This window comes from Corallococcus sp. AB045 (assembly GCF_003668895.1).
Taxonomy (GTDB): domain Bacteria; phylum Myxococcota; class Myxococcia; order Myxococcales; family Myxococcaceae; genus Corallococcus; species Corallococcus coralloides.
In genome coordinates this window covers 15,253-29,039 of sequence record NZ_RAWN01000129.1, presented here as the reverse complement: position 1 = coordinate 29,039, position 13,787 = coordinate 15,253, and the positions used below count along the sequence as shown (strand labels likewise).

The 13,787-nt window shown below is 69.3% G+C and carries 11 protein-coding genes; 7 read left to right on the top strand and 4 right to left on the bottom strand.

The window, feature by feature from the left end:
• The coding region (locus D7Y21_RS26945) for a hypothetical protein (protein WP_158627363.1) at positions 1 to 357 on the bottom strand (357 nt) is incomplete at its 3' end.
• A gap of 161 nt (positions 358 to 518) precedes the next feature.
• Between D7Y21_RS26945 and D7Y21_RS26940 the strand changes: the two genes are divergently transcribed.
• The 5 genes from D7Y21_RS26940 to D7Y21_RS26920 are packed head-to-tail and all read left to right on the top strand — an operon-like array spanning position 519 to position 6,591.
• Positions 519 to 1,721 carry an OprO/OprP family phosphate-selective porin gene (locus D7Y21_RS26940; protein WP_158627362.1) on the top strand — a complete coding sequence of 401 codons (1,203 nt, stop codon included), beginning with the start codon at positions 519 to 521 and terminating at the stop codon, positions 1,719 to 1,721.
• Between the two features lie 16 nt (positions 1,722 to 1,737).
• Positions 1,738 to 2,496, top strand: coding sequence for a cache domain-containing protein (locus D7Y21_RS26935; protein ID WP_120565771.1), 759 nt, complete (start codon positions 1,738 to 1,740; stop codon positions 2,494 to 2,496).
• Positions 2,493 to 4,565, top strand: coding sequence for an MFS transporter (locus tag D7Y21_RS26930; RefSeq protein ID WP_121716571.1), 2,073 nt, complete (start codon positions 2,493 to 2,495; stop codon positions 4,563 to 4,565). The genes D7Y21_RS26935 and D7Y21_RS26930 overlap by 4 nt, the downstream gene beginning before the upstream one ends.
• The gene (locus D7Y21_RS26925; protein ID WP_121716569.1) at positions 4,562 to 5,614 is read left to right on the top strand and encodes a hypothetical protein; all 1,053 of its coding nucleotides are present in this window, start codon (positions 4,562 to 4,564) and stop codon (positions 5,612 to 5,614) included. The genes D7Y21_RS26930 and D7Y21_RS26925 overlap by 4 nt, the downstream gene beginning before the upstream one ends.
• Positions 5,611 to 6,591, top strand: coding sequence for an ABC transporter substrate-binding protein (locus D7Y21_RS26920; RefSeq protein WP_147469390.1), 981 nt, complete (start codon positions 5,611 to 5,613; stop codon positions 6,589 to 6,591). Before D7Y21_RS26925 ends, D7Y21_RS26920 begins: the two co-directional genes overlap by 4 nt.
• Here the strand turns inward: D7Y21_RS26920 and D7Y21_RS26915 are convergent.
• The 3 genes from D7Y21_RS26915 to D7Y21_RS26905 form a co-directional block, all read right to left on the bottom strand.
• Positions 6,563 to 7,396, bottom strand: coding sequence for a hypothetical protein (locus tag D7Y21_RS26915; RefSeq protein ID WP_147469389.1), 834 nt, complete (start codon positions 7,394 to 7,396; stop codon positions 6,563 to 6,565). The genes D7Y21_RS26920 and D7Y21_RS26915 overlap by 29 nt on opposite strands.
• A gap of 130 nt (positions 7,397 to 7,526) precedes the next feature.
• Positions 7,527 to 8,768: a hypothetical protein gene (locus tag D7Y21_RS26910; protein ID WP_121716563.1), complete on the bottom strand. Its 1,242-nt coding sequence runs from the start codon at positions 8,766 to 8,768 to the stop codon at positions 7,527 to 7,529.
• Positions 8,769 to 8,878: 110 nt separating this feature from the next.
• Complete coding sequence (locus D7Y21_RS26905) at positions 8,879 to 9,736, bottom strand: hypothetical protein (RefSeq protein WP_121716561.1); 858 nt, start codon at positions 9,734 to 9,736, stop codon at positions 8,879 to 8,881.
• A 361-nt stretch (positions 9,737 to 10,097) separates the two neighbouring features.
• On the opposite strand from D7Y21_RS26905, the gene D7Y21_RS41940 reads away from it, so the two are divergent.
• Positions 10,098 to 11,564: a hypothetical protein gene (locus D7Y21_RS41940; protein WP_158627361.1), complete on the top strand. Its 1,467-nt coding sequence runs from the start codon at positions 10,098 to 10,100 to the stop codon at positions 11,562 to 11,564.
• A 68-nt stretch (positions 11,565 to 11,632) separates the two neighbouring features.
• Complete coding sequence (locus D7Y21_RS26900) at positions 11,633 to 13,774, top strand: peptidoglycan-binding protein (RefSeq protein WP_158627360.1); 2,142 nt, start codon at positions 11,633 to 11,635, stop codon at positions 13,772 to 13,774.
• The last annotated feature ends 13 nt before the right edge of the window (positions 13,775 to 13,787 follow it).

Genomic DNA, 13,787 nt, shown 5'->3' with positions numbered 1-13,787 from the left:
GGCCGCGGGGGCAGGAACCTCCGGGCCGGGGGGCTCGGAGAACAGCAGCCGGCCCTGGTCGTCCAGGACGCGGACCGCCTCCAGCGTGGGGTCCGTCTGGCGCAGCGTGCGCGCCAGCTGGGTGAAGCCGGTGAACTGCTCCAGCGCCATGCCCACGCGCAGGAACATCTCCACCGGCCCCTGGATGATCGCGCCCTGCGCCGCGAGCCGCTCGAACTGGAGGCGGGCGTCCCCGCGCCACGCCTCGCCCAGCCCCAGGGCGACGACCCCTCCGAGCGAGGCGGCCAGCACCAGGAGGAGGGCGCCAAGCCGGGCCCGGCGCAACCCGCGCCCGTGCCGGAGGGAATGGACAGACATGGTTCACTCGCGAATGAGCGGCTTCATGCGCCGCGCCCTGTCTCCAAGGACGGCCTGGCCCCTCCGGTGTGAACGGTTCACAAAGACATCCATGTCGCCGTCCCACGGGCATGCCCACACCCCAATTGCGTGCCTTTGTCTTTTTGTCTGTTTTGGTATCAATGTTCCTGCTGGCCCCCCGGGCCCGCGCGGAGCCCCCGCCGCCCACGGGGGCCACCGTCCTCCAGAGCCGCGACGGCCGGTCCACGCTGCGCGTGGGCATGGGCCTGCAGACGGACCTGCGGCTGACGCCCACCGACGATGGGCTCGCGAGCACCTTCCTTGTCCGCCGCGCGCGCATCAACCTGGCCGGCACGCTGGCGCCCTTCGCGGACGTGCGGCTCATCACCGACGTGGGCCTGCGTGACACGCCCCTCTACCAGGACGCGTGGCTGGAGTTGCGCGCCGCGCCCTGGCTGCGGCTGCGCGCGGGCCGGCTCAAGGTCCCCTTCGGTTACGAGTGGCTGGAGACCTCCTCCACCTTCCTGGACTTCGTCGAACAATCCCTCCTCTTCTCCCTGGTGCTGCCCCGGTACGACCAGGGCCTGGCGCTCCACGGAGAGTTGGGCGGCAACCGCGTGGAGTACTGGCTGGGCCTCTTCAACGAGGCGAGCAGCAAGGCGCGCGACGAGGATCGCGGGAAGATGCTGGCGGGCCGTATCGCCGTGGTGCCCGCGGAGGGCGTCTCCGTCGCGGTGAGCGCCACCCAGGCCCTGGGCGACAACCTGCCGGAGGAGGCGCGCGGCCGGCTGGCCACGGGCTTCTCCTTCCTGACGGCGCCCCAGTACAAGCTGACGTACGCCACGGGCGCCACGGGCCTGTTCGTCGTTCCACCTGAATGGCGCCTGGGCGCGGACTTCGTCTCCTTCCAGGGGCCCACGTCGCTGAAGGTGGAGTACGCCCGCTTCTTCTCTCCCTCCCGCGAGGGCTGGCTCACCGCCGCGGACCTGGGCAGGGAGGACCGGCGCGTGCACCTGGCGGGGCTGCGCTCCCAGGCCTTCTACGCGTCCGGCACGTGGGTGCTGACGGGCGAGAAGAAGCAGGAGCGGGGCGTGGAGCCGGAGCGGCCGTTTGATCCGGGCGCGGACAGGTACGGCGCGGGCGCCTGGGAGCTGGGGCTGCGCTACGGCTTCGCGCGGCTGCGCTTCGAGGGACTGCCCGGCCACGACGGGCCTTCCGAGGAGCGCCTCCAGGAGCTGACCGCCGGCCTCAACTGGTACCTCAACTCCAACACCCGCTGGATGTTCAACGCCAGCCGGTACGTCTTCGCCGGGGGGCGCGCGCCCTACGACGAGCTCCTCATGCGCATCCAGTGGTTCTTCTAGAGGGGAGCCCGGGGCCATGAGTCTGTTCTTCAAGCTGGGGGCCGCGACGGCGGCCATCCTGTGCTTCTCCATCGCGCTGGTCGTCCTGCTCAACTTCGCCAAGTTCGAGACGACGCTCGGGGAGCTCCAGCAGTCCCGGCTGCGCGTGCTGGCGCTGGACGCGAAGGCCTCCACCGAGGCGGCCATCGACCTGGGGCTGGCCCTGCCCGCCGTCCGCGACGCGCAGCAGATCCTCACCCGCGTGTCCGGCATGGACCCGGACATCCGGGGCGTCGCCATCCTCGACCGCCGGGGCACGGTGCTGTTCCAGAGCGGGCTGCACGCCACCACCCACCTGCCCGGCTCCGCCCGGGAGCGGGCCGCCTGGTTCGAGGCCGCCGCCGCCGCGCACGGCGGCACCTGGAGCCATTCGGACCGCGAGGCCCTGCTGGTGGGCGCGCCCATCCTCAACCCCTTCAGCCAGCCCGTGGGGTTGGTGCTCATCGCCTATGACCGCAAGGCGCTGGATGCGCGCGCGAGCGCCTTCCTCCACACCTTCGCCCGCCAGGCGCTGTGGCCGCTGGCCGTAGGCTTCGCGCTCGTCTGCGCCCTGATGTGGATGTTGCTCCGGCCGCTGGGCCAGCGCTTCCAGGCGATGGAGCAGGCCTTCCGGAACATGGACGGGCCGGCGCACGTGCCCCCGGCCGACGAGGCGCTGCGTGCCTTCGACGCGAGCTACCAGGAGGCCTCCCTGGCCCTGGCCCGCGCGGAGCGCTCTCTGGAGGGCCCGGCATGAGCCCCACCACGAACGACGGAAGTCTGTCCCGGGGCCGCATCTGGAAGGTGAGCCTGCTGCCCACGCTGCTCATCGTGGCGACGCTGGTGGCGGCGTCGCTCCAGGCCTCGCGCCTGTTCGAGGAGTCATTGCGGCCGGACCTGCGCGCCAAGGCGGAGACGCTGGCCCAGACCGTGGCGCTCCAGTTCCACCGCGCCGCGGACCTGGGCATCCCGGTGAACCGGCTGGGCGCGGCGGATGCCTACCTGGATGACGCGGCCCTGGGCCACGAGGAGATCCGCTACATCGGCTTCGCCTCGCCAGACGGCCACCTGCTGTACGCGTCCAGGGAGCTGAAGGCGAAGCCCGCGTCCTTCTTCGACAAGGTGATCAAGGCCCACGCGCTCGAGGAGGCGCGCGGTCTGGCGCGCCTGGACGGGGACCTGGACCTGGTCCACCCCGTGGAGTCGCGGGGACGCGTCATCGGCCAGCTGCACCTGGGCATCGACGCGACGTACGTCGAACAGCGGCTCCAGGAGATCCACACCGACATCCTCATCACCCTGTTCGTGACGGCGCTGGTCACCGTGGAGGTGCTCATGGCGCTGATGGGCCTGCTGGTCATCCGGCCGCTGCGGCTGTTGCGGCGCCTGTTGGAGCTGGGCGGCGCGGGGGACTTCACGCGGCAGGCCCGGGTGCGGCTGCACGACGAGGCCACCCGGGCGCTGGCCGCCGCGGGCAGGCTGGTGCGCGGCCTCAACCGCCGCCACGCGGCGCTGGACGAACGCGCGGCGCCGGAGCTGGCGACGCTGGGCGAGCGCTTCCGCTTCGGAGACCCGAAGGCCCCCACCGCGCTGGAGGAGCCCGGGACAAGCGACCTGCGGCTGCCGCTGTTCGTCTTCCTCTTCGGCTCGGAGCTGTCGCGCTCGTTCTGGCCGCTCTTCGTCAAGCGGCTGTACCAGCCCGGCCCCTACTTCTCCGAGAGCTTCATGGTGGCGCTGCCCATGTCGCTGTGGGTCACCGCGATGGTGGTGTGCACGCCGCTGGCGGGGCGCCTGCTCAACACCCGGAGCAGCCGCGTGGCGATGCTGGTGGGAATGGTGCCCGCCGGCCTGGGTCTGTTCATGACGGGCCTCGCATCCAGCCTCACGGAGCTCTTCCTCTGGCGCGTCGTCACCGCGGGCGGCTACGGCATCGTGACGGCCACGGCGCTCCTGCACGTGGCGCGCACGTCGAAACAGAGCCACGGCGCGCGGAGCATGGGCGTGTTCGTGGGCGCGTCCACGGCGGCCAGCGTCTGTGGCACCGCCATCGGCGGCATCCTCGCGGCCCGCATCGGCTACTCGGCGACGTTCGGGGTGGCCGCGGCGCTGGTGGGCCTGGCCATGGTGCTGGTGCTGCTGCTGGCTCCGGACCTGGGGCCTGTTCGGGCGCGGGAGGAGGGTGGGGCCCGCCCGACGGCGGCCTCCGCCTACCTGGGCATCCTCAAGCGCGGGCGCGTGCTGCTCTTCATCCTGCTGGCGGCCATGCCGGCGCGTCTGGTGCTGACGGGCTTCCTCTTCTACCTGACGCCCCTGCGCCTGCATGAGATGGGCTTCACGGAAGCCGCCATCGGCCGGTTGATGATGGGCTACTTCATCGTCACGGTGTTCGCCACGCCGGTGGTGTCGCTGCTGGCGGACCGCCATGGCTGGCACCGGGGGATGATGCTCGTGGGCGGCGGGCTCTCCGGGCTGGGCGTGCTGCTGTTCGCGTCGGCCGGCGGCTCGTGGCCGCTGTTGGCCGCGGTGCTGCTGGTGGGCCTGGGACAGGCGCTGGCGGCCACGCCGCTGCTCGCCAGCATCCCGCCGCTCTTCGCCGAGGAGTGCGCCGGGTTCGGCCTGGACTCGCTCCTGTCCGTCTTCCGGATGATCGAGCGCTTGGGCAGCCTCGTCGGCCCGCTGCTCGCCGCCGCGCTGCTGGGCGCCAGCGGCTTCGTGCGCAGCACCCACGTCATCGGCGTCGGGATGCTCGCGCTCACCGCGGGCCTCGCCGCCTACCTCTTCCTGCGTTCCCTTCCACCCACCACTCCCACACCGAAAGCCCCATGACCGCCACCCCCCAGAACCTGTTGAAGCTGACGCCCACGCAGCGCGAGCACCTGGACGTGTTGTTCCTCGCCCAGTACGCGCCGGACCCCGGAGCCCCCTGGCCCGAGCTGCACCCGGAGCACGGCGTGCTCCCGCGTTACAACCACGAGCTGTTCCACACGCTGACGGGACTGGGGCTGCGGTGCACGCCGTGCCGCTCGCTGGAGGACCTGGTCCACATCCGCAGCGAACCCAACTACGTCTTCACGCTGCTCAACCGCGCGCCGGTCCGCAACTCGGAGGTCTTCACGTCGGCGTTCTGCGAATGGTTGCAGGTCCCCTACCTGGGCGCGCCGCCCAACATCCGCGCGCTGGCGGAGGACAAGCACCTCACCAAGCTGATGGCGCGCTCGCTGGGCATCCCGACTGCGCCCTGGGTGACGTGCCCGGCGGAGGGGAAGCTGCCGCCCGCGCCGGACTTCCGGGGGCCGTGGATCATCAAGCCGCGCTTCGGCGCCGCGTCCGTGGGCATCTCCGAGGACAGCGTCCAGGAGACGGAGGCCGGGCTGCACGCGCGCCTGCGCCTGTTCCAGGACCTGGGCCAGGCCTGCCTCGTGGAGGCGCTGGTGCCCGGCCTGGACCTGACGGTGCCGGTGCTGGGCGGCGAGGAGCCCATCGTGCTGGGCGTCGCGGAGGAGACCTCCTCGCTGCCGCACGGCATCGTCACGCACCGGCAGAAGCGGATGCTGGACGGCGGGCGAGAACGCCGCATGGCGCCGCGGGGGCCGCTGGCTGAGACCCTGCGGACGTACGCGCTCCGGCTGTGCGCCGCGGTGCGGGACTTCGACTACCTGCGCGTCGACTTCCGCCAGCACCGCGACACCGGCGAGCTGTTCCTCCTGGAGTTCAACATCGGCTGCAACCTGGGCAGCCACGCGGCGGTGATGTTCACCGCGCGCGACGCGGGGCTCCAGCAGGCGGACGTCATCGAGCACATCCTGCGGCACAGCCTGGACCGGCAGGGCTGGATGTGGCGGAGCGCGTCCGCCCGGACGGAGGCGGGGCGATGACGGCCCGCGCCTTCCTCGCGGCGCTCGTCCTGCTGTCGGCGGCCTCCGCCTCCGCAGCGCCGTACCGCGTCTTCATGGTCATCCACCGCACCGGCGCGGAGGCGGACCAGGGCTTCCGGGACTACCTGCTCAGCGCGGGGCTGGAGGTGGAGTTCACCGTCCGCAACATCGAAGGCGACGCGAACCGGCTGCCGGCGGTCATCCATGAGATTCGCGCGCGGCGTCCGGACCTCATCTACGCCCAGAGCACGCTGGTGACGGAGGGGCTCGTGGGCCGGCTGGGCGAGGTGGACCCCGCGCGGCACATCACCGACGTCCCGGTGGTCTTCTCCATGGTGTCGGACCCCATCGCCTCGGGGCTGGTGACGCGGCTGGAGGGCTCCGGGCGCAACCTCACCGGCGCCATCCACGTGGCCTCGCTGCCCGTGCAGCTCAAGGCCATGCAGTCCTTCATGCCGCTCAAGCGGCTGGGCGTCGCCTACAACCCGTCCGAGCCGTCCCAGCGCAACATGTTCGACAAGCTCAAGCAGCTCACCGCGCAGGCGGGCATCGAACTGGTGGCGGTGCACCCGCTTGGCAAGGACGGGAAGCCGGACGCGGCGCGCCTGCCGGGGATGATGCAAGCGCTGGCGGCCCGGAGGCCGGACCTGGTGTACCTGCCTCCGGTGAACTTCTTCGCGCCGCACAGCCAGCTGCTGATGGACGAAGCGATCCGCCTGGGCCTGCCCACCTTCTGCGCCATCGAGGTGCAGCTGGAGGCGGGCGGCATGATGGGACTGGTGGCGCCCTTCTACAACGTCGGTGGCCTGGCGGGCTTCAAGGCCACGCAGATATTGCGTGAGCACCGCTCACCGGCGGAGCTGCCCGTGGAGACGCTGTCCCGCTTCTCCTTCGAGGTGAACATGCCGGCCGCGCACGCGCTGGGGCTGTACCCGCCCATGCACATCCTCAGGTACGCGCGGATCCGCGAGCGGTAGCGCGGGCCGCCTCCACGGTCCCCAGGTGCAGCAGCTCCTGCAGCAGGTCGAGCAGGAGCTGCTGTCCCAGGTCGTGGCCCACCGCGTGCGAAAAACAGTACGCCAGCCGCAGGGTGTCCCAGCGCTGCGCGAGGGTCGCGGGCGCGAGCGCGATGTCCGTCAGCCGCTGGCACAGCGCCTCCAGCGGCGAGGCCACCTGGGACCCGAAGGCGATGCGGCGCAGCAACTGGCGGGTCAGCTCCAGGAGGAAGGGCGCGTCCTCCCGTGACGCGTCCAGCGCCAGCGTCTCCGCCTCCGTCAGGTGGGCCTCCAGCCCCGCCGCCAGCAGCACCAGCTCCAGTACGCGGGCGTGCCGCGGGTGCGCGGGCTCCGCCGCCAGCGCGACGGGGGACAGGCCATCCAGGATGCCCAGGCGCATGTCGCGCGCCTGGGCCGGGGTCAGTCCCAGTTCGCGGCACAGCCGGGCCAGCGGCGGCTGCACCGGCCCCGGGTGTTCGCCGTGCGCGGTCGCGGCCCGCAGCGCCAGGCCGTAGGCCAGCAGGCGGTTGGGGGTGTCCGGCAGTCGCACGCGCAGCGACGCGAAGAGGGCGTCGCCCTCCAGCGGGGTGCCGGTCCGGCGCACCAGGCGCTCCGCGAGCAACTCGCGCCGCGGGTCGAGGACCTCCGGGTCGCCCAGCACGCCGCGCCAGGCCTCCCGTTGTCTCGCCTGGGTGAGGGGCTCCTTCGTCTGGATGACGAAGAGCACCGCGTCCAACAGCGCCAGGTCCCTTGCTTCACAAGCCTCTGAGATGTGCGTTCGGATCATGCCGCCAGGACGGCACCGGCGGCGAGGCTGTGATTCCCAGCGGAAATAAAAGAAGCCCCACGGGGCGGCTGCCCCGTGAGGCCTGTCGGAAGTCACCGGCCTTGAGCCGGGAACCACCGCATGCGTGTGATTACTTGAGGGTCCGGTTGACGCGATTCACCTCGTGGTCGTGGACCGTCACGGCGTCGAGGAGGAGGTTGGCGTAGGCCTGGGCCGCGGTGGCCGGCGTCTTGTTCACCCCGTTCGGCCCGTTGAGGAAGGCCTCGAGCGCGTTCACGCTGGCGCTCCAGTCCGCGTTCACCTGGGCGGCGCCCTTCTTCAGGCACTGGAGCCCGGCATCGAGGATGGTCTTGCAGTAGGCCTGCCACTGCGCGTTGCACGCCTGCCAGGCCTTGTGCTGCGTGGTGGTGGAATTGGGGGGCGGGTACAGGGGGCTCCAGGATTCGCCGCGGCCCAGGTGCGTGGAGGAGGCCGGGTGCCCGGTGGCCTCCATGAAGATGCTGCACGGGAAGCAGGAGGCGAGCTTCGTGGTCTTCTCGCCCACGGCGATTTCATACGGCGTGCCGGGGTTGTAGGGCGTCTTCTTGTTCGGGCTGTTGTCGTTGGCCAGCTGTTGGAAATGCACGTCGTAGATGGCCTGGATCATCCCGTGCGTGTACGCGCAGATGTCATGGCCGCGCTGGGGCGCCGGGCCCTCGAAGTGCATGCCCTGCTGCTTGAGCCCTGGCTTTGCCGGGTCACTGTTGTCCTGCTCGGCGGCGGAGCCGATCATCCCCCAGGGCTTGTCCGCGAGCGCCTCCGGGGGATGCCACCGCCGCCCGTAGGTGATGTCGAACGGCACGTTGTGCCGGAAGGTGCTCATCAGGCCGGTCTGGCCATCCGTCCGGCCATCGATGAACCCCGTATAAGCGCCGCGGCCCTGGTAGCCCAGCCTGTCCGCGGTGGCCGGGTTGGTGGCCATCCGGAACAGCTTGTCGGCATAGCCTTCCGGCAGCGGCGGGTTGTAGCGGTAGCGGTCGTTGGGGCTCTTGTCGCCACTGCCGCCGGTGATGCGGCCACCGGTCGTCCAGATGGGCGTCGTGCCCAGCTCCACCTTCTGGTCGGGCTTGAGCCCCGACGCCTGCAGCAACTGGTTGAGCTTCTGGATGGCGGAGAGGTGGGTGGGGTCCACCGGCTTCTCCCGCAGCGCCTGCTCGGTCAGCTTGTGGCCGTCCTCCACCTCGAAGTCGACCCGCGCGTGCCGCTTGTTCGCGTCCGCGTTCGTGAGACGGCTCCATGCCCACCCAAGGACTGCCGCCGTCATGATGACGTCCGCGTCCTTGGTGTATTGCGTACCCGGGCTCAGGATGCCCTGCTGTTTCACCAGGCTCATCGAAGACCTCTCCCTCTGGAGCTTTGAGCGCCCGCTCCGATAGGCGTTGGAGCCAGGACGCGGATCTGGAGCCCGTTGTGAAGGAGTTGCCTCGACGTCGCAGGCCTACGTCACGGAACAAGCGTCGGAGCGTCGACGCCTTGGACGCGCACCAGACTCTTCATCGTCTGGCTGTCGAACACCTGTGCCGTGCGGCCCGTCTCGTTCAGGGACACGATGAGCACCATCGCGCCCCGCGCTTGAAGCACCAGACGCTCTCCCTGCTGAGCGGCCAGTTGCTCGGGCGCCACCAGCGTCCCGTCGCGTTCCCAGCGCAGGGGGAGGCTCGCGAAGCTTGAATCATCCTCGGGATCCTTCGCGACCCGGTAGTGCAGGACCGCTCCCGGTGTCGGCAAGGTCCGCCAGGCCTCCTCCTCGGCCGGGTCTTCGATCAGCGTCGTCTCCAACGTGTGCGCCATGGCCTTGTCCGCGGGCTTTCCTGGCAGCTCGCTGGACGACGACAACGTCTGCTGAAGCATCTTCTTCGCGGCATCGAGCTCGCTGACGTCGGGTGCATCCTGTGAGCCGAAGCTGCTCACCTTGGTCTCGACGCGCTTCCACGCCGGTCCCTCCATCCGGTAGGCGAATGCGAGCCCCGGGGCGTTCTCACCGTTGGAGCTTCCAGCCGCGACCGGATAGCGCTGGCCTTCGAAGGTCAGGAATCGCGCACCCCCTTCGCCCGACTCCGGTGTGCGCTGAACGTAGACGTCCGCGATGAGCGCCTGGGGCCGGCCCTGTGTATCGAATCCCAGTTGCACCAGCGACGGCCCCTCCTTGCCCTCAACGGGCGCTCCGCCAGGCAGGGAGGAGAGATCCAGCTTCTTGATGCTCCTGGCCGTGAAATCCACGAGCCAGGCGAGGGGCGCGGTGCGCTCGCCCATGGCGGCGCTGAACGCGAGTCCCTCGGTCGCCGCGGGGTTCCAGGACAACCCTGTCTCATCGCACGCCGCGTCAAAGGCGAAGCGCTGGGGCTCCCCCATGGGGAGAGGTTGACGCACCCATGCACAGCGCTGGGGCCCCACGGATTCAAGGTACGACAAGGCTGGACCCAGCGCCGCCTTGTTCGCGGGCGCGGGAGCGGAGGCCTTGGCGGGCGCGGGAGCGGGTGCGTTCGAATCCGCCGTGGAGGGTGGATTGGATTTGCATCCGGACAGGGCAACCGTGAAGGCAACCAAGATGCGAGACCAGCGGTTCGAAGACATGGATTTCCTCTACCCAGGAAGCGCCTCCGCGCCTGGCCAGGGATTGGGTCTTGATGTTATACTAGTAAGAATTCCGCGAGGTTGTTGTATGACTCTACTCAATACGTCCATATCACTGTTCCTGCTGGCCGCCGCGCCCGCCATGGCGGACTCCGCGTCCCAAGGCCTGCGGTTGCACGAGGGCCACCCCGCGGGCTTCAAGGTGGACGGCGCGCTTGGTGAGTGGAAGGCGTTGCCTCCTTCGCTGTCCCTCGGGAGGGAGCAGCAGGTGGCAGGAACCTCGCAGGTCACATCGCCGCAGGATCTTTCCGCCCAGCTGTGGGTGGCGGTGGGGCCTGAAGGACTCGCCGTGGCGGGCGAGGTGCGCGACGACCGCGTGTTCCTGTCCGCCACGCCCGAGCAGATCCACCACGACCACCTGGAGCTGTGGCTGGCCCTGCCCCAGCCCGAAATGCCGCCGCTCGCCTTCGTCAACCAGTTTGGAGAGCACCCGCTCGCGACCGTCGACGCCTGCGATGATTCGGAGGTCGTGACCTCGGGCGACCCCGCGGCGTGCCGCGCCTGGTGGAAGAAGCAGACGGAGCGCCGCAAGCAGCTGGTGCGCCCCTTCATCGCCCAGTACGGGCTGATGTCTGGAGGGGTGGTGCATTTCGGCAAGAAGGGGACGGTGGGCGCCGTTCGCTACGAGTTGATGGAAGGCGGCTACCGCTTCGAGGCGCTCATTCCCGCGAGCGCCTTTCCCCGCTCGGCCGAGGCCCCGCTGCGCGACCTCAAGGTCCTGGTGAGCCTGGTCGATAACGACGAGAACAAGAACAAACTCGAAACATTCTTGTCGTCCGTCAAGGGCCAGCGCTTCGGCGATCCCAGCACCTTCCAGGCGGTGAAGCTCGCCCAGCCACTGCGCTTTGGCGCCTGGCCGGAGTTGTTCGAGCGGGCCTTGAAGGCCAATGAGCGCAGCTCCTATCAGCCGGGGCCAGACGTGCGAACGTTCGAGGTCTGGCTCAATCCCGCCAGGGGTTATCAGTACTCGCCGGAGCTTCCGAGCCCGGAGGTGGTGAGCGTCGACCTCTCCAAGATGGAGCCCCAGGCCTCGCTCAACGACATCGAGGTCTTGACGGTGCCCGCGCAGGTGGAGCCCACCGGGAGCCTGGGCCACTGGCTGGTGTCCCGCCGCGACAAGGCACTGCTGGACACGCGATACAGCGGCACACGAACCGTGCTCAATACGCGGCGCCCCCCTGGACTGCACCTGCTGCTGGTGACCGAGGGAATCCAATCGCTCCTGGGGACCGGGACCTGCGGTGCCTGCCCCATGGTGTCCTTCGAGGTCGTGCCCATGGACGAGCGCGGCAGGTTCGCGCAAGCCATGTCGCTGGAGGGCGCCGCGAGCCAGGGTGAGAAGGTGGAATGGGATGCGTCGCTGGACCTGTCGCGCATCGACGCCTTCATCCTGGGAGCGGAGGGCAAGTCCAGACAGCTCGACGCCCGCTATACGTGGAACCCCAAGACGGGACGCTACGACGAGAAGCGCTTCGAGCCGCCCGCCACGCCGTAGCGCGGCGCGGCGCGGGGGCTTGGAAGGCCCGAAGTAAGTCATGCAGCAATAAAAGGGAGGGGACTGCAGTGACCTATCGGATCGCGAACTCGCTCGACCAGCTGCGAAACGAATTGAACCGGTGTGCGCCCTCGCGCAGCAAGTCGTGTGATGGCTGGATTGGCGATGCCGCCCATGCAGCTCGCGAGAGTGATCACAACCCCTGGGTGAAGGATGGCGCCACGGGGATCGTCACCGCGTGTGACTTCACGCACGACCCCGCGGGCGGCGCGAACATGGACAACTTCGTGGCGCAACTGCTCGAGCGCCGCGATCCCCGCATCAAGTACATCATCTGGAACGAGAAGATCTGGCGTTCCTATGCCAGGCGTGACGTGGCTGCGTGGGCCCCGCAGCGCTACACGGGGCAGAACCGCCACACGAAGCACGCTCACGTCTCCGTGAGTGAGAAGAAGACACTGTACGATTTGACCACGTCCTGGGGCATCACGCGGATGTTGAAGGTCGAGGGCACCAAGAGCGTTGCCCCCCCTCTTCAGCCTGAGCAAGAGCCCGCGCAGCCTGCCCGGCCCGCCACGGCGCTCACCGTCGAGGCCTACCGCGACGGCATGACCCTGGGGGCGCGAACGCTGAAAGAGGGCCTCGCGGGCAGCGATGTCAAATGGCTCCAAGCGAAGCTGGGGGTCCGCGCGGATGGTCTCTTCGGGCCCATCACGGATGACTCCGTCCACGAGTGGCAACGCGCACATGGCCTGGTGGCGGACGGGCTCGTGGGGCCCCTGACGTGGAAGGCGCTCCTGAGCGGGCAGTCGCGATTCGCGAGCAGCACCCCGAGCGCGGGGACGAAGCCTCGGCCTCTGGCACAGGTCCATCCGCCGGCCGCCGCGACTCCGGGGGCTGTCGCGGGCAAGTACTTCACCCGGAGTGGGCGTCAGTTTCCCAGCCGTGATGGATACCCGCTCTTTGCCCAGGGGTACAACAGCGCCACGGGGAAGGACGAAACCTGGGGCGGCATCGTCATCGCGAGCAAGAGTGGGAAGAACGTCCGTCAGATTGGCTGCGCCATGACCGCGGTCACCATGGCGGTCAGTGGCATCACCGGGCAACTGTATACACCGGCTGACATGGCTCAGTTCCTGCTCAAGAACCACGGTTTTGGTTCAGGCGGAGACATCCTCGACTGGGACAGGTTGGGCCGGATCGCAAAGCCAGAGGTGGACCTCAAGCGCCTGACGGGTTTCAAGGCTCCGGAGATTGACCGGGAGCTGGCCGCGGGCCGGCCCGTGGTCGTCCATGTGGACTACTACACGCGGAACGGTGGCAAGTCCCAGGACAAGTACGACGGCAAGGGGGATCACTGGGTCCTCATCACCAGCCGTACCGCGAACAATCACTACCAGGCCAGTGATCCCGCCGGTGGCAAGTTCTTCACGCTGCACGCGATGAAGGATGGCCGGCTGGAAGGCGACGACCCCACCAAACGTGGCACTCGCTACCGCACCGTCGGCAACGCCGTCACATTCAGCCGGGGGCTGGACCGAGCGCGATGGATGGCCGACCTGGTGAAGGCCACGGCTTCCGTGGCGAGCCTGGCCGGGCAGCCCAAGCCCAAGGTGGTGGCTCCAGTTGCCAGGCAGCCCGCTCCCTCCACGGTCCGCCCTGCCACGTCCAAGGTTTCCCTGCCTTCGTTCCACGGGGCGGACAAGTGGGGGACCGTCCGGGCCATCCGGGAGGAGTGCATCCGCCAGGGCGTGAAGCTGCCGACCCAGATTGCCTATGTCCTCGCCACGGTGGAGCACGAGACGGGCGACACCTTCAAGCCCATCGAAGAGGCCAGCTACATGACCAAGAAGGAGGCCGACGCGTACCTCAGGGGCAAGAAATACCATCCCTATCACGGGCGCGGTTACGTGCAGTTGACGTGGAAGCGCAACTACCAGAAGTACAGTGACATCCTCGGTCTGGACCTGGTCCGTCACCCCGAGCTGCTCTTGCAGCCCGATGTGTCGCTCTTCATCCTGGTGCACGGGATGAAGACGGGGGCGTTCACCTCGAAGAAGCTGTCGGACTACCTCACGGCGTCCCACGCCAATCTGCATGATGCCTTCCGCCGTGCACGCGCCATCATCAATGGCACGGACAGGGCATCCGCCATCGCGGATCTCGCCATGGCCTGGATGAAATCCAACGAGCTCAAGAGAGTGGCGTAGGGCATCACGCCAG